Origin of the sequence: Kluyvera chengduensis (assembly GCF_044197065.1) — a bacterium.
GTDB classification, from domain to species: Bacteria; Pseudomonadota; Gammaproteobacteria; order Enterobacterales; family Enterobacteriaceae; genus Kluyvera; species Kluyvera ascorbata_C.
Window position 1 is genome coordinate 652,827 of sequence record NZ_JBIQOI010000002.1, and the last position, 17,604, is coordinate 670,430.

Genomic DNA, 17,604 nt, shown 5'->3' on the forward strand with positions numbered 1-17,604 from the left:
ATCCAGGTGCCGGTTTTTATTTAAAAGTATATTTCATGCCCAGAATGGCTTGAGTATCGCTATAGCCTTTGCTTCCTATCTGTTCTGCCACGTTGCCCCACACATGAAGATTTCGGTTTAGCTGGCCTTCTATGCCGAGCTTCAGTTCTCCGAGATTGCGCGCCCCCTGAATGTGGCTGCTCACCCCGTTCATGGCGACACCATAGCTGCGCGAATTGTGGATCCAGTTTGCCTCGACAAACGGCTGGAACTCCCGGGTTTTACCGTCATCAATCGCATTGTGCCCTTTGATATACGTTCTGATGCCCAAACGCGTCTCCACGTTGTCGCCGCCCTTGCCTTTGACGCGCGTTCCGTTCTCTTCGGTATGCGTATCCGCCTGCACGCCCATCCAGGTGACCTGGGCTTTTGGCTGTAGCCAGTAGGTAGAACGCCCATCTTTACGATGCCCCAGCAGGAAGCTGTATCCCCCTTCCACTGACGCCGTGAAGCCATCGGAATTATATTTTTCACTGGCAAGTCCCTCACCGGACACGGTGTTCTTGAACCAGTTATACATCACCCAGCTGTCGAGATAACTGCCGGTTTTATCCTCTTCGTTGGCATACCATGTACCGTACAGCCCCAGACTGTAGCCCGTGACATGGCCACGCGAACGATAGTGGCTGACGTTCGACTCCGTATTGCTCTGGCTGTTGCCATAGCCCGCCATCACGCCAAGATGCCAGCGATCCAGACCATCATGGCTCCACTGAGCGATGTCGCCGCCAAGCTGTGCAACATAGCGGTTGGTTTGCGTCTGGAGTTGCTCCTGTGCCGTATCAAAACGGGTATGCCCACCAACCTGGCGCAGCCACAGGCTGGTCACCTTCTCTTCCCCCGTCAGCAGGTCGGTATACTGCGTATCGCCAAGGCGGTCGTGTAACCGGAGGTTGAACATGGTGTTGGCCGCCATCAGGTTCGCCAGGTAAGAACCTATTTCCGGGCGATAAACCGACGGTCCATCCGGGTCTGCTGGTGATACGGTGTTCGTCAGATACCAGTTAGACTGGCTGCTGTTTGTCCCATTGCCGCGACCGAGGGAGTATTCATAGCTACCCGCCACGATACGGCCGGACTGGACAAATTCACCGTCCGAACGCCCGCCGACCTCTATGACTTCAATGCCGTTGAGGGTCTTATCACCGCTGCCGCCAGCATTGTTCACCACCACGGTGGTGGTACCAGAGGTATCGCCCGCCACCACCAGCTTATCCGTTGGTGAGCTGTCATTACCCAATCGAGTATTGATCTCCAGCGTGCTATTTGCGCCTTTGTAGCTATTATCCACCGTCAGCGTATTAAAACTTGCCGCGCCGCGGAGGTCTAAATAAGCACCGTTGGCTATCAGGTCGGTGATGTTGCTATCGGCTTTCATTTGCCAGACGGAGTTATCGAGTGTCACCGTTGATGTTGCATCAGAGGAGTAATCGGTGACGATCGCATTGACCAGCCAGGAATTCGTTGCGTCGAGCGCAGTATTCGCCGCCGTAAAGTTTGCCAACATCTGGCCATTACCGATAGCGGTGGCGTTATCCAGAATAAACTGGCTCTTTTGCGAGTTGCTATCGCTCCAGGTATAAAACAACGCATTATTGTCAGTGGAAATAGTACTGTTGGCGAAATGGATCAGCCCATTGCGTTCGATACCGACCAATGAGTGCTCTGATGAATTTCCGGAAACCTGCATACCAGAAATCAGCATACTTCCGCCATCTTTTGCCAGTAAGCCGTAGCGACCATTACCGTCAACATCCAGGATGTGAGCGCCGTCCCCCTGAATAGCAATCTTCCCGCCTTCCGAGAGTACGCCGTAAGAGCCATTGTTCTTCGCCTCAATGTTCATCCCTATCACATTCAGCGTCGCGACCTCATTGGTCGTGCTTTCAGAATCAACGGCAAACAGACCCGCGCCCTCGTTATATTGCGTACCGTGGTTATCATTGTCGTTGGCTTTCAGCTGGTTATTGCCGCTATGGCTGACAATATTAATCAGGCCGCCGTCCGCCACTTTCACACCGGCATCCGGGCTACCGTCGACCAGCACATCCATATCGGTAATCGCTAACTGCGAGCGGAAACCATCAAAAATACCGTTAACGTTGATGCCAACCCCGGCACGATTACCGGTATCCCCCTTTTGATTGCCTGAGACGGTTAAGGTATTGCCGCTGTCGCTCGAGACCGACATTTTCCCACCACCGGCAACATCAATGCCGTAGCCACCATTATCCTTAATGGTGATTTCCATATTGTTGATTTCGATGACCGCAGGTATTTCTGACGTAGCGCCTGCTATCAATCCTTCAATCGCGATACCCGCGTCATAGGTATCGTCCGCGGTGGATTTATTACCGATAAGGTTCAGAGTGTGAGAGCCATCGCCGATGATAGAAATAATGCCGCCGTCGCGCGCATACAGACCGTAAAGGCCATTGTCATTCGCCTCAACATTCATGTTTCTGATGATAATGGCGGCCTGATTTTCTGGGGTATCCGCAGACACGCCGTGAGCCAGCAGCCCGGCGCCGTATGTCCAGTCGTCCGGGGTGCTGGCTGCATAGCGACGGTTCTCATTTGCCGTTAACGTATTGTTTCCCGATGTACTTTCAATATGAATAATGCCGCTGTTCGCCGCCACAACGCCTTCCAGCTCATTATCATTGGCAATGATATCCATGTCGGTAATAACAATCGTCGAGACCTGTTTTGAGGCACTGTCAGCACCTTTGGCGTGGATACCTTTACCTAAGTCCTGTCCATGATCGGTGGCCATTCGGGTGTTATAAACTTCCAGAGTATGCGTACCCTGAGTGCTGCTGATATTGAGCAACCCGCCGTCGCGAGCGGCAATGCCCTGATAGGCCTGATCGTCGACCCTGATATTCATGTCCTGGATATTGATAACCGAACGGGTTCCGTCGGAAGAAGAGCGATCTGCTACAATACCGTTCCCCATGTTGCCATCGGCGCTATTGTTTTTCGCCACGTTCAACTGGTTATTATGGGTTCCCACAATGTCGACGGTCCCGCCTTCGGTAGCGCGTATCCCGTAGGAATCGTTACCTTCAACCTTCAGGTTCATGCCCATAATATTGAGCGATGATTGTCCTTTCACGACGACACCACCATCTCTGCCCTTTCCATTATCGGTTACCTGGAGATATTGTCGGCCATCACCCGAGATATCCATATTACCGCCGGACAATAGCATGATCCCCGCGACTCCATTGCCGGTCACCTCGATGTTCATATTAGTGAGACTAATTAGCGCATTGTTTTCCGACCATATTCCGCCCCCCCAGTTGTCAGCGGTATTGTTATCATTGACGTAGAGGTAGGAAGAATTATCATTTTTACCCGTAATACTCATCGCGCTGTCATCCGAAAAAGCAAACATGCCTTTTTTTTCGTTATTATTAAAAGTTAATTTACCCGCGTCGGTGATCGTTATTACCCCTCCAGTATCGGCCCGGATACCGTTATCCACGTTGCCATTAGCACTGATATTCATACCATTGACGGTCAAGTCGGCCCCAGACTCGACCAGAATGCCTTCCCAACCATTATCGCTCGCCGAGAATACACTGTCGGTGTTTGTGTTATTTATCGTTACCGATGCACTATTGGATAAGAACATACCGCTAAAATTATTGCTGACATCAATGTTGCTGGCGGAATTTATTATTGCGATTAAACTACCATCACCGCGTAAACCACTACCCGGTGAACCGGATACGCCATTAATAACCCGATCGACATCCCAGTCATGCACCCCATCGGTTATAGTATACGTACTCTGTGCCCACGCATTATTCCCAACTATCGTTGTGAGTAGTATTTGTGATATTATTATATTATGAAATTTCATACATTATGTCTCCCTACATATGCTATCGGATGGTTTGATTCGAAAAGCGGCCTGCTTATTCGTAAAGCATGGGCAATAAATCGCAGACAATGGCGTTGGTTAACAGACGCAGAAACCAGTCAATTTATTATTCAGTGGCAATCCATAACCATCTTTATTAAAAAGTATCATTTCCTCTATTTAAGAGTTGAACATTTAACAAATTGTTTCCAATAGATTTTTTAACAACACGTCAAAAGAATCGATAGATAAAATCTATAATTGGTAAAAATCTTAATGTTACAGCCAATCAATCAAAAACATGATCATGTAACAACGCTAATCAATTAGCACCCATAAAAGCCATGTTCTTCTTGTTTAACGCATTAAAATAAAAAAATGAATAGCCTTTCTTATGTATTAGGCAGATCAACATTGCTGTTCAACTCTTAACTCTGCGGAACTATTTGAACCACGATGATTGCACTATCAATGCAATAAATAGAATAAAAGAAGACAATTTGATAAATATCAAAAATGATTCTTTCCAGTAAAATAAGAATATTACCACTATCTCCTGACGACGCGATATATACGCTGAGACTAGCACTAGTTAAAAATGACTATCGTGATGACACTACTGGGTAGGACAACAAAAAGAGTGTATTGACATCAGCGCCCATTTTCTTTTCTACGCGCTGTTTTGCAGAGTAGATTCTGCGGATATTAACATTCAGCGTATCAGCCAACCCGTGACAACTTCGGCCTGCAATAAGCGTTTTGAGTACCAGAAACTCTAACGCAGAGAGCGCATCACCTCTATTAAAGGCACCACGTTGATACATCATTTTTTTCTTTAAAAGATCACAGGCATTAATAACATTAACGTCATGATAAATAGCTAAAAACAATTCTTTTTTATACTTAAGCCAGTAGTTTGCTAATGGTCTGAGGTATTTATCGCAGACAATGATTACCTTTAAATTTTTATCCACAAGAAAATCTACCCATCGCTCATCGATAAAAAAACGTAGGTAGCTGATAGAAAAGTCAATAAATACAAACCCAGAACACTGTTTTCTATCATTAGAATCTAACAGCCCTTCCATTACGCCCAATGAAAAATAAGGGCTGGATTTAGGCCAGGCACGAAAACACTCATCCTGACAGAACACCCTGTTCCGTACATCATCAGTTGTCGCTTCTGGTTTTAAAGCACAATTCATACAGTTGATTCTTTCACAATCAATACTCAGCAACATCATCACCTTCCTTGGTTATAATTCAATACTTCCATCCTGATATAGGGCTGTCAACGAAATTTTAAAATCTATAATGAAATGAAAAGTCGGTAAAACTAATTTCTTATTTATCAGACGTTGAGTATGGCAGACTAAGAAAGTACGTGGGATACAGGAGGCCAAATATATTTGCGTTCTGGCAAGGCTTGTTATCATTCAAAAATTAATCTAACGTTCGCGAATGATATAAAGAGCATGATACTAGTTATCACGTTAATAATTTGGTGATTTAATTAAACGAGAGGAAAGTGAACGCTATTTTGAGTAAAAGCGTAAAGAAGTGTCCGGCAAAAAAAGATATAGCCGTCTAAATTACGGAGGGGTAAGCCTTAAAGCATTGGGTAAAGCGGCGGTGTTAAGTAAAAAGGGGTTACCTTCCGGTAACCCCTGAACTCTGAAACGTGCGTAGAACTATCCTGTAAATGGGATTTCATCCGGCCAGACAGTCAATCGTTCGAAAGAAGCACTCTTCCGTCAACATAATACGACGCTGTAAGTCCTGATGTTGACCGCGAATAAACCAGCCCTCATCCGGAGCCATTGTCAGCAAAAGTGTCTGCTTGCCAGCGGGCCGACCCGGCACATCCACAATCAGCGTGGCGCATCCTTTTTCGCCGGGTTTGTACAACTGCTCCGGAATAATACAGACGCTCCGGTTCCCGTTTTGTAGCCGGATGGTGGCAATCTCATAGCGTGACACACCGCTGTTAAGGCTGACGCCAAGCGTGCTGAGATCATTGAGGTATTTTGTTGCCAGAATAATGTCTATCCCGGCCCCTTCCAGCCATTCCTCAATTTGCCCCGACAGTTTATCCATTTGCTGGCAAAATGCCCGGATATCGGCCTCTACCGGCCCATCGTTTCGGGGGAACACCTTATTCTGCTGCATTTTCTTAAAAAAACGCTCTCTGGCTGACACATTCACTCCTGGTTTATCATTTCGTCAGCGTGATTAACGGGGTCCATTTTTTTCAACAACTGCCCCGGGCTTTCTCCACTGCGCATACGTCCCGTTATCTGTTTTCCAGCAATACATAGCGACTCAGTAACTGCCGCAGATGGCTACTGGTGGCGTCAGACAATCCCGGAGAGACCGGCTGCGTTTGTAACTGCCGAAGCTGCTCTTCCACCGGCGGCGTCTGGCTGAACGACTGCGTAATGGCAAACACCTGCGATTTGAGTTCACTGACTGTCATGTATTTCCCACGCTTTTCATCCAGCGCGTTCAGTTGATTCGTCAGTTGTTGTAGCTGCATCATCCCCTGATGCCAGCCGCCGAGCGCTTCCACAGGAAGCGCGACGGCTTCACGCTGCTGCCTCCACTGGCGTGCAAGCTGTTGTACCGTAGGGTCTTCGGGTAACAGCGTCTGTAACTGTTGCATCAGCAGTTCCCCCCGACGGAGAGCGTAGTCCGGCGGCAACCGGGACAGGCGTTCCAGCTGTTGCCGCGTCCTCGAAATAACGTCCGGCGACAGGTTCTGCTGCCGCAGCGTCTGCAGTTGTACAGCGGTCAGCGGTTCAGGCGCCAGCGCCAGCGAGGCGTTCAGTTGTGCCACCAGCGGGTCAGGACGATGAAATGCCTGCCAGCCCCACAGTGCCGCACTACCCGCCGCCAGCGTCAACGCCATACCCGCCACAAACGCTTTCCAGGGGTGAGTCGGTACGATGATTTTCATCACTGGCTCTGGCTCCGGCTGCGCCACAAATATCCACTGGCGATGGACCTCAGGCATAACAACCGGGTCGGACTCGCCCGCGCTGGCGGCAGGGGGTAACGCGCCTGCAAAAGCGAGTGACATATCCTGCCGCCCGCCATTCCCGGCGCTTTCCAGCCTGACCGCCGCATTATGCAGTTGCGCACGCAGCGTCTCCGTCTGGCTGAGGTGTTTCAGCTCCAGACGCTGCAGTACCTCGCTAATATGCGTCAGGTGCTGCTCCGCCCGGTATAACTGACTGAGGTCGGCATATGTCAGCGTCAGCGTGCGCACGGTCTGCTGAAGGCGTTTGCTGAGCGCGCTGAGAATGTCCATTCGCGCAGGGACAGGTTGCGGCCACAGATTCCCCCACTGCCGGGAGACCAGCGCATCCAGTATCGCCAGCCCTTCGTTCAGCCCGTACAGACCGGTCAGTTGTACACGGGCCAGCGTGTACCACGCCGCGGTCTGAAGCTCCACGCCATTATGCTCAAACAGCGACAGGCACAGTTTTTCTGCATACTGCCAGTTGACGTCCGGGCGCGCCGGATGGGTCAGCTTGTTCATTTCATCACGCAGAGCGGCGTAATCTGCCAGCGTGCGCGGGTCACCGCCCGTTTTAAGATAACGTTCAGAGTGTGTGGTCATCGTGGTAGGTTCATTCAGAATGGGAAACTATATTGCGGTACGGGAGGCCAGATACTGCTGCTGTTTCAGATGGCGAATAAGTATCTTCCCTTCCGGCATAAATTCGGTACCGTAACGCACCAGACCCACGCCTTTCAGTTCCGCATCAATGGCGTAGCGTAGTTCGCCGGGAATAGCTTGTTCCAGCATCACCACATCAATGCGCCGCAGGCGCGGTTCGTATTTCAGCAACACCTCAGAGAGCGTGGTCATCAGTTGATGGGCCGTACCAGGCATCCCCTGGAGGATTTTGGTCATATCCGGCAGGCCGTAGTCCGGCAGGTGGGCCAGTGTCCCGGCGCGGCAGTTCAGGATGCGCTGCATGTTATCCAGCACAGACAAAATCACCTGGTCATTCTCACTAACCTGATGCAGGTCGAGCCCACCGGTGAAGTTACCAAAGAGCATGTCGTACAGTGAAGGATTTCGATGTTGTCCCGGCATCTCAGTCATCCTTCAGCGGTTGCAGCGTCAGCTGGTTATTGCTGACTTCAATAACGCGCGGCTTGTCCGGGTCAAGGTCATCGCGGGTCAGGGTGATACGCCAGCTGTTGTTCACCTGGTCCGGGGCCATAAACATCCCCGCGACCGCCACATACTGCGCCGTCTCCTCCATCGGCATATCCAGCGTCACCGACTCACCCGGGCGAACGCGGATATCCTTTTCCGCCACCAGGTCCGTCTTGATCGCCTGGCTGTCGTCTGCAAACAGCGACGGATAATCAGTGCTGTCAAAAGCCTTGCGGTCTTTAAGCTGGTAGATACGCACCACGGTGGCAAGAGCCGCGCCTCTGGCATTATTGTTTACGCCATCACGGGCCTGGATATCCAGATGCAGGGTTTTCACCTGTTTGTAAAAAATGGATTTTGTGACCGAAACGGTGCTGTCCGTCACGCTCTGCGTCAGGCCGCAGCCAGTTAATGTCGTCATCAGGCCCAGTGCCAGCAGCGTACCGGAAACCTTACCAGCGGTAATCGCCATCTTCATCGCTCTCTCTTCGGTGGATATTTTCCTGGACGCGCTGATAGCGGCCCAGATTAATGGTGATAACAGTGTCTGCGTTCTGTTGCGGCTTAAGGGGCCGTAGAACCGCCGTACGACCGAGCTGAACCGCCTGTGTTTTATCACACGTCAGTTGTGCATCCGGCAGCAAATTCCGGTTAACACAAAGCTGCAGCCGGACATCCAGATGCGAGCCGAGATACACATGCAGCAGTGCCATCAGGTCCTGATACAGTTCGCAATCGGGTAGCCAGCTCCGGACCTCCTCAGCATTGTCTGTGCTCAGTTGCAGCAACACCTGGCTGTTAACATCGGTGCCGTGGGTGCCCATGACGGGGCGATGTTTCAGGCTGACCGGACGTTGCGTGCTCATGGCAACCTGGTTTTTCAGCGGAATGCGGCAACGGTCATGGTGGTATACCCTGGCACGGGTATCCGGGGCCAGCAGGCGCACCAGTGCATCCAGCCCCTCTGCCATGCGCCCCGGCAGCAGCATCAGCGGCAGCAGCGCCAGAAACCGTGACAATGGCGTGGCGGCGGCCTTTTCACATCCCGGGAAACCCAGCCCCACCAGCCCCAGCAGATACTGTGAGGTGTTATCGGTGCCACCCGGCTCAAAGGTTGCCGGATACGAGTACTTGCGCCAGATGCGGTAATACTGGGTAATCAGCCGGTGGTTGAAGATATCGAGGAAATCGCGGGTGGCTTCGAAGCCTTCCCGCCGTTGGGTGATATCGTCGATATAGTGCGTCGGCAACGGTGACTCCACACCGTACAGCCCCATAAACGTGACCTGCACCGACGGCGGCAGATGCGAATACTCCGGGTCGACCATCCCTTTTATTTCACTGGCCGGAAACCCCATGCCCGCATGCGGACGGAAACGGACCGGTTCGTGACGAATCTGCCCGTCGCTGCCAAAAACAGGCTCACCCGGCTGGCTGCGTTCCAGTAGCTGGCAGAAACGGTAAAAATTCATATACGGCAAGTGATGCCGCAGGTGTTCCATCAGCCGGGCAGGCGCGGACTGTGATTCTCTTTCCACCGGATACATTTCCCTTCAGGCTGAACAATCAGCGTAAGCTGGTTAAACTGGTTCATGTCGGCATACAGCGCGAAAAAACGATTAAGCATTTCACCGAACAGATGCACATCCCCTTCACCGCTGAAACCGTGACTGTCGAGGGTCACCTCAATATCCAGCCCGCGCAGCAGAAAGCCGTCCTCAAAACGCTGAATACGGTGATGCTGTACGGACTGAATCGCCTCCAGGCGACGGTTATTCAGCTCATCATCGAGCCAGTTATAAAGCGACAGGGTGCCACGCAGCACATCAGCACTGCTCATCATATTGAGAAAACGCGTGCCCAGATGGCTCATCACCCGCCAGTGAAAACGGTCTTCGGCAGGCGGGTAAACCGGCAACGTCGGTTTGCAGACATTACGGACGGCCACCGGGGTTTCGAATACCTGTTCGCAGCGGTCAAGCAGAGTGCTCATCAGCGCCCTGCGTGGCAACTGGCCGTTGGTGCCAGTGATACGCAGCGATACCGTTTCTGTTGCCAGTTGCCGGTCGGTTTCCCACTGCTGTCCGCCGAGGATAAGCCAGGTATCGTGCATCCCTGTCACACCCCGCTTCACGCGGGTGTGGTAGTAGCGTTCAGGAGCCTGCCGGCGCAGCATCCCGCCCTGATGGCGAAAGCTGGTAAACGGCACATAGCGGGCATCCCCGGTCCGGCCGGAGCCGGTCACACTGTCCACCGAATAAATCTCGGTATGTCCGTCCTGCAGCCGTTTCGGGCGCAGCAGGTATTCACTCTCCAGCCCGCTGATGGTCAGCGGGTCGGCTTCCAGGGTGAACAGGTTTATCACCGGTACACAGTGCAGGCGCAGGCTGTTTTCAGTGACCGGCAAATCTCCCGGCCAGACCTGGCTGAACACCATCTCGATATCGAAGTGAGCCATCCTCGCAGGCAGCGTGATATTGTCCAGCCCGTTGAGGTGCACAAACATAAACTTTTCGCGGAAGGTGAAATACTCCAGCAACAGCTGGTAGCCGCTGAATGCGCTGTCGCCCTTCGGCCACAGACGGTCTTCATCTGTAAAGCCGCCCGGGGAGAAGAACCCATCCAGCGGTATCCGGTCAGCCTGTCCCGGCAGACGAATGTACAGCCCGGCCTGACGCTTCGTGAGCCACAGATGCAGATGGCTCCCGGTTACCGGCTCTTCCCCGAGGTACAGCGCCAGGCGGCTGAGGTCAGTCTGTGACCAGTCGGCCTGCGGACTGCAGGAGAAACGCATCCGGAGAACAGAACGACCATCAGGCTCCGTCGTCATCGTGGTAGCAGAAACCACCAGCGGGTTGAGCGCCATATCGCGGGTCGTCCGGTAACGACAGACGGTATTTTTCGGCCCCACCGGCCGGGACATCACCTCCAGCCCGGCGGGCACCCGCTCCCCCATCTTCATTGCCGGAACGTCCGGCATGAAGGCCACCACCGACAGCGACGGAATGGTGCGCAGATAATGCGGCCACAGCTGGCTGACCAGCCCTTCGGTCAGCTCCGGCAGATCGTCGTCAATTTTTTCGCGCAGCCGTCCCACTGAGAAGGCGAAGCCTTCAAACAGCCGTTCAACATACGGGTCCGGCGTTCCGGCTTTGTCGAGGTCCAGCATCGCCGCACGGTCAGGGTGCGCCAGGGCAAACTCTTTGGCCGCCTCACGCAGCCAGCGCATCTCGGCATCAAAATAACGCAGGGTTAAATCTTCCATTTATTTTCTCAGATTCAGAGAGTGGTGAAGGTTAAGCGCACAGTACAGCAGCCCGCGCCGGGTCGATGGCGATCAGCCCGGCAAGCAGGGACTCCATGTCGGGTTGCAGGCGCGCTTTATCCGCCTCGCTGCGGCTGTATTTCATGCGCAGCAGTTTCAGGCGGTGGGCCTTTACCTCAAACAACAGGTCAGGCTCCCACTGCGTCAATGTGATGGTCGTGGCGCGGGTATCCAGCTCTGCCAGCAGATGCAGTGCCAGGTCATTTTTACCCGTCTGCTCGGCAAGTCGCGCCATCAGCAGGCGCAGCAGCCAGTGACGCCGTGCAGTGGCGATACCGGGACGATTTTGCAGCCAGGCCATGGCGGCCTCCGGGCCCTCGCTGTCGGCCAGCGCGAGCGCTTCCGGCTCCAGTTGCAGAATGTCGTTGTCCCCTGATAACCGGGGAGTAGCGACCGGTGCATCCTGAAAGCTCAGAGGCGTATCCAGCACCTGCTGCTGTATCCAGGCCAGAGTCACCTCATCCGCAAATGGCGTTCCATCGTTAAAGGCAAGATTCTCCAGCCCGGGCAAACGGTTCAGCAGCCCTTTCAGGTCATCCCGGATGATGGTCGCTTCATTTTCCCGGCCCAGCTTTAACAGCGCCTGATGCAGATACCACTGCAGATCGAGCCACAGGTGGCAGGCACCGCGCGATAACAGATCGTCTGCCGTTTCCAGCAGGGGCTGCCATTGCTGTTGCAGATACAACCGTCTGAGCTGCGCCCGGGGATCCGCTTTCGGCGGTTCAAAGCGGGTCCGGCCATCGCCAGCCAGTGCGGGAAGCTGCGTCAGGGTGTCGTGACGGATATTCTTCAGTAGCCGGTGTGCCGCCAGCCAGCCGTCAGGTTGTTCCTGCAGGTATGCCGCCAGAATGCGCGCCTGCGCCAGCAACTCCTGCCCGGAACGAATGCTGGTCAGTTCAGGCGGGCTGAGGTGTGACGGTAAAGGCGTACTGGTGGCATTTTGCGGGACCACGGCATCCGTACCGCCGGACTGCTGCAGGCGGTTCTCCAGCGCGCGATACAGGGAATCCAGTTGCGGGCGACTTTCCTGCGCTAATCCATCGGCCGTTTGTGCAATCAGCAGCAATGCTCCGGTAATGCGCAGGGTATCGACGCTGTTGACCTCCGGATAAAGAGACAGACTGTCGAGCATTCTGGCGCTGGCAAGCCATTCCAGCGCCCCTTTGCGACTACGGTCGCGCTGCGGGTGTAGCTGTGCGCCGAAGTGTTGTAATAACCCGGCCAGCAGTTCCAGCCCGTCAGCCAGCCCGGTTTCGCCATCGCGATGCAACCGTGCCCATGCGTAATACGTGGCGACGCGGATATCTTTGGTGGTGGTGGTGAGTAATTTTTCAGCAAGCTGGCAGACGCATTCCGTATCCGCACCGGAGAGCTGACTGACCTCCTCGCGCATCTGCTGAAAATCATCGTGATAGCCGGGATCTTCCCCGGCCGGATTGTCAGCAGATACTGGCTGTAACCAGTTGTCCCACAAGGCAAGACGCTGTTGCGTCTGCTGTGCCAGGACATTCGCTTCGGCATGGCAGGCCGTCAGCAGTGAATCAGAGGAGGCCATCAGTTCATCTCTCCGTTACCGGTATCCGCATCAGCCGTATCACTGATGCCCTCTGTCTGTGCCGTCGCGGTGGCATCAACACTGAATATGGACTCCGGCAGCTGGAAATCCCGCAGTTTCAGCAGCGCCAGCGGCCCTTCACCAGCTTCGGTACGCAGGGTGTAGTTCAGCGGCCTGCCATCCTGCGCCTGCCAGGTGAGGCTGTAACTGCTGCCCGTTCCGGAATAAGCGCTGACGTTCGCCTTATCCAGCAGACGTATCCAGCCCCAGGCACCGGACATATCAGCATATTGCCGGGTTCCGGCCTGGGTGCTTATCCAGCTCAGGGCGGCACCGGGCGCTTCGGTGTCGGCTGGCCAGTTGAAGCGCTTCCAGGCGGGCATCTGGTTCATGTAGACCAGTTTCTGGCTGTCAATCACCAGCGTGGTCTGCATCACGCCATCGGCAGTACCCGGCCGGAGTTCGAAGGACAGCCCCGCCTCCCCGTTGGTGAAGACCACATCGGAAATATGACTGAGCAAATCTACTGCCTGTAAGAATGCAGGATTAAACGTCAGTCCCTGCGCATTAATGCTGTCCGGCACCCAGTGGCTGCCTTCTTTATGCAGGACACCATTGAGACGGGTCTGCAGAAAGTGCGTGATACGCCCGGAGTCGGCATTGAGGTATTTCGCCAGTAGCGGTAGAGACACTTCACTGCTGACATCCTTAAACGGATAGCGTCCGCCAAAGGCACTGTTCCAGTCATCCACCACCGCACTGCGCCACTGGGCATTCAGACTGTCCGCCGCCGGTTGCAGTACCTGTTGCCAGGCCTGCTCCATCGGACGAACAAATACCGTCTGGCCGAACCCGCTCCACTCCTGCCCCAGCCCGGCAGCCACCAGGCTGCCGTAGTCACGGGTCTCGGTTAAATCCACCGCTTTCCCCTGAAATACGGTCTGTGCCAGAGTCTGCGCCATCTCCTGCGGGTCAGCGGCGTTAGTCACCTGCTGCAGACGCAGGCGCACCTGCGTCACCCGGGTAAGATAAGTCTGCAGACTCAGGTCGGTATCGCTGCCGCCTTTCTGCTGATTATCCATCAGCGCCAGTACAGGCCCGAAGGTGGCATCCAGCGGGCCATGCGCCCCGCCGCTCTGGTCAATCGCCGGTTGTTTATCACCGCCAAGCAGATTTTTCGCCGATTTCACCAGCGAATCGGATATTGCCTCTCCGGTCTCGCCGGTGCGTCCCTGAATATTCAGGGTGTTCATCAGCGCCACCAGCGGCGACTGGCGGACATCCGCCATCAGGGTAAGCTGGTCGATGGCATCCGACAGCGTGGCGGCACGCTGCCAGCGCAGGCTGTTGAGAAAATCGAGCCAGGCGGTACTGAAATCAGCAAAGTAGCGCTCTGTCAGTCGTTGCTTCAGGGCCTCCGGCGACACCTGCTGCGAGACAGGTTGTTTACTGTCGCTCAGCACCCAGTCCATCTCCTCGCGACGCTCATTCACCACCTTATCAATGACAGGCTGTACCGCCTCCTCCCATGCCTGACGGGTGAACATCCCCGGCACGATTTCATCCGTGGTAAACAGGCGCGACGCATCGGTTTCCCCGGTCATGTCCGCCACACGCATATCGGCATACTGGTTCGCCACCTGCGCCAGCATCTTCTGGTACAGGGTGGATTCGCTATTGCGCATCCCCATCTGGCGCACCAGCAGCGTGCGCGTCTGGCTGACCAGCGTCTCATCGGCGTGCAGACGCCACTGCGGATGCGTCGCCAGATTCGCGGCATAAAAAGAGAGCAGCGCAGGGCCACTGCCCTGCCAGACACCGGCAGTCACACCGGTACGCTGCGGCCAGTCGCGCATCAGCGTTCCGGAAAACCAGGCGGCATCCACTCTCTGCGGGTGGGCCAGCATCAGGTACAGCTTGAGCTGGTCGTAAACCGGTTTTGCCATGCGTTCACGCAACGGGCTGTCCGGCGGCAACCGGACAAACGCCTGCAATTGTTGGGTCAGGTACTCCGCAGCCGCATCCCGCAGCAACGGTAAAGCGCTTTCAGCATAGTGCGGGAATACCGCCGTCAACAGGGCATCATTCTGGTTCAGCCCGCTGCGGGCATACCAGGGAACACCCTGCTCTGAGCGGTACTGCAGGCGGGACAGTGTTTTCTGTAATTCAGCCAGGGCATGCAGTCGCACCGCCAGCGGCTGTTTATCCGCCGCAAGCCGTGCAACCTGCTCGGTGGCATCCGTCACCAGGTGACGGTTGGCAACAAAGGAGACCGCCATGGATATCCCCCACAGCGCCATCAGGGTAACCGCCGTCGCCCCCACCATCTGCGGCCAGCTGACGCCCGGTTTACGCGGGCGCAGGCCTGCGGGTAATTCCGTCATCCTGTCCGGCAGAATATCCCAGCGGTTATCCTTACCCCAGTGGTGCGCGATGCTGCGCGCCGCCCCGACGGATGGTGGGCTGAACAGGATGCCTGCCAGCGGTAAAGGGCGATACGGGTTCAGCAGCACCGATAACGGTCCGGCCAGACTCTCCGGCTCACGGGCAAGCTGATCGGCCAGGGCCAGTAAAAAATGATGCTGTGGCTTATCGCAAATCTGCTGAATGCCCCGGGCGGTGAGCGCCGGGATCAGGGCTGTCACCTGACGGGCCAGGGTCTGCGGGATACAACCAGCTGGCAGCTGGCAGCCCACGGGCTGGGTCACCCGGCCCGACGGCACTCCACTACGCAGATGCAGGGACCAGACATAGAGGGGGAGTTTCCAGCCCAGCGCGTCATAACGACGGCTCAGGGCATGGGCCAGGGTATCCATGGATTCAGGCGTCAGCGGCGCAGGAAACTCCGTGTCTGCCCCCGACAGGCGGTCAAATGCGGATGTCACCCACACCATGCCATCCACCGGGCGGCGGCGCAGTTTACGCAGTGCGGTAAAGCAGGCCGTATCGGCGGGCATAGCCGGATCGCCTCCCCACAGCAACAACGTTCCCTGGTCTTCCTGCCAGAGTTCACGGGGGAGTTTTGGGGTGAGTTGTTCGACATCGGCAGCGTTGCCGGTCACCAGCAGGATGCGGACTTTGCGGGGCCAGCGACGACCGTAGGTATGGCGAAGATACAGGCGGATATTTTTGAGTGTTTCACTATACTTTTCCTTATCCGCAGCACGCCTCCCGTTTTCCTGTTGCTGGCTTTTACCCGATAATTCGCGAAGCTGCTGGATAAAACTCAGTGAAATGAGCCACTGCCACAACCGGACAAATACATCGTCACAGAGCAGAATAAACAGGCACCACCCGGCCACAGCCAGCGATACCGTCAGTTTTTTCTCTGTGGTACGAAGATGAACGACAGGATTCTCAGTCCAGATAAGAACCCCGCCGATAACCGCTATCAGCAGAATAATTAACCATGTACTGAGCCGTTTTTTCTTTTTCACATCATTATCCTTTGCGTAACATTATGCCGGGCGGACAACGGCCATTTGCGTGGTTTTATCGCCAACGAGCAACCACTGAGCCAGCCCGGAAGCAACAGCATACTCACAGGCACAAATCAGGGTAATATTGCCCACCGCCGCCCCTGGCCTGCCAAAAGCATCCTCCAGAATCTGCTCGCCTTTTCTTGCGGATATGTACCCGGATTTATCCATCGCCTGAAGGACAACTGCCAGTGCGTCGCTTTTTATCTGCGCACGCCAGAAGTACCAGGGTAATCCGGGGGAGATATCCCCCCAGCGGGCCACATCGGCGACCGATTCATCAGCGTCCTTCATCACAACCGGGCGGTGTATCCACATTTTCGGCTTTATGCTTCGCGTCTCCAGCCACGCAGGAGAAGCCAACAAAAGGGCAGATACTGATTCAGCCTGCTGGTCGCGTGCTTGCAGAAACAGGTTGATTTCTACACAAAGGAGTAGCGCTTCATCCTGCCTGTCCAGCCACTCATCAATCCACATCAGACCGTCGCTTTCCATACTGGCACTGACGTTACTGACAGCATATGACGCAGGAAAAACAGTTTGCCAGGCCATGATAACCAGCTCATTTTCCAGAGTGCCATCGTGATGAAGACGAACAGAGAGGTTACCGCTAAATTGCGCCAGCTCTGTATGAAGCTGTCGGATAATGCTGGTCAGCATTGATTCCAGCCGTGACTGATATCCTGCTTTAGTAAGTATTTTTAATGGCGGAGAGAGTGAAGCAGTGGTCAGCACTGCCGGAAGGGCCGGTGAATATTGTGTCTGAAGCGCATTTCCTCCCTGCAAAAGCGCAGCAGCAAGTTTATTACTGGCAACCGGAGTGATGTAACTCATCCCCAGTACACCAACCGACTGCTGACCCAGTAAGATTTGCTTGTCATGATGCTCCTGATGTAAACGATTCCACCACAGAACGCGATCACGTTCGTTTTCATAGTGCCGCAGCCTGACAATATAGCCTGCCAGCCCGACAGTGAAAGGGAGCATCAGTGTACAGAACCAGAACCATGCGGAATGCGTGGATAGTTCCCTAGGCCAGAGGGAAAGCACCAGTATGGCTCCCGCAATAACGAGCAAAACAATCACAAGCAACCAGCGGTATTTATCCGGAGGAACGGGTAACGGCTCCGCCTTCGGGATCTGTTTAAGATCAACAGGCAT

At 54.5% G+C, this 17,604-nt stretch carries 11 protein-coding genes; all 11 read right to left on the minus strand.

Annotated elements, in window-relative coordinates; all coding sequences use genetic code 11:
- Positions 1-16 precede the first annotated feature (16 nt).
- The 11 genes from ACH1XZ_RS08815 to ACH1XZ_RS08865 all read right to left on the minus strand — a co-directional run bounded on the left by ACH1XZ_RS08815 (position 17) and on the right by ACH1XZ_RS08865 (position 17,604).
- Positions 17-3,439, minus strand: a complete 3,423-nt coding sequence (locus tag ACH1XZ_RS08815) for an autotransporter outer membrane beta-barrel domain-containing protein (RefSeq protein ID WP_395595229.1) — start codon at positions 3,437-3,439, stop codon at positions 17-19.
- A 1,073-nt stretch (positions 3,440-4,512) separates the two neighbouring features.
- The gene (locus ACH1XZ_RS08820; protein ID WP_395595230.1) at positions 4,513-5,154 is read right to left on the minus strand and encodes a hypothetical protein; all 642 of its coding nucleotides are present in this window, start codon (positions 5,152-5,154) and stop codon (positions 4,513-4,515) included.
- Between the two features lie 466 nt (positions 5,155-5,620).
- Positions 5,621-6,109, minus strand: a complete 489-nt coding sequence (locus tag ACH1XZ_RS08825) for a hypothetical protein (RefSeq protein ID WP_395595231.1) — start codon at positions 6,107-6,109, stop codon at positions 5,621-5,623.
- A 94-nt stretch (positions 6,110-6,203) separates the two neighbouring features.
- Complete coding sequence (locus tag ACH1XZ_RS08830; protein WP_395595232.1) at positions 6,204-7,532, minus strand: VasL domain-containing protein; 1,329 nt, start codon at positions 7,530-7,532, stop codon at positions 6,204-6,206.
- A 27-nt stretch (positions 7,533-7,559) separates the two neighbouring features.
- On the minus strand, positions 7,560-8,015 hold the full coding sequence (tssE, locus tag ACH1XZ_RS08835; protein ID WP_395595233.1) for a type VI secretion system baseplate subunit TssE: 456 nt from the start codon (positions 8,013-8,015) through the stop codon (positions 7,560-7,562).
- Between the two features lies 1 nt (position 8,016).
- A complete protein-coding gene (tssJ, locus tag ACH1XZ_RS08840) occupies positions 8,017-8,553 on the minus strand; it encodes a type VI secretion system lipoprotein TssJ (RefSeq protein ID WP_395595580.1) in 537 nt (178 codons plus the stop codon).
- Positions 8,534-9,628: a type VI secretion system baseplate subunit TssG gene (gene tssG, locus ACH1XZ_RS08845; protein ID WP_395595234.1), complete on the minus strand. Its 1,095-nt coding sequence runs from the start codon at positions 9,626-9,628 to the stop codon at positions 8,534-8,536. Before tssG ends, tssJ begins: the two co-directional genes overlap by 20 nt.
- Positions 9,583-11,346 carry a type VI secretion system baseplate subunit TssF gene (tssF, locus tag ACH1XZ_RS08850; protein WP_395595235.1) on the minus strand — a complete coding sequence of 588 codons (1,764 nt, stop codon included), beginning with the start codon at positions 11,344-11,346 and terminating at the stop codon, positions 9,583-9,585. The genes tssG and tssF overlap by 46 nt, the downstream gene beginning before the upstream one ends.
- Before the next feature lie 31 nt (positions 11,347-11,377).
- Complete coding sequence (tssA, locus tag ACH1XZ_RS08855; protein WP_395595236.1) at positions 11,378-12,964, minus strand: type VI secretion system protein TssA; 1,587 nt, start codon at positions 12,962-12,964, stop codon at positions 11,378-11,380.
- Entirely contained in the window at positions 12,964-16,401 is a 3,438-nt protein-coding gene (locus ACH1XZ_RS08860; RefSeq protein ID WP_395595237.1) for an ImcF-related family protein, read from the minus strand. Before ACH1XZ_RS08860 ends, tssA begins: the two co-directional genes overlap by 1 nt.
- A gap of 21 nt (positions 16,402-16,422) precedes the next feature.
- Positions 16,423-17,604: a hypothetical protein gene (locus tag ACH1XZ_RS08865; RefSeq protein WP_395595238.1), complete on the minus strand. Its 1,182-nt coding sequence runs from the start codon at positions 17,602-17,604 to the stop codon at positions 16,423-16,425.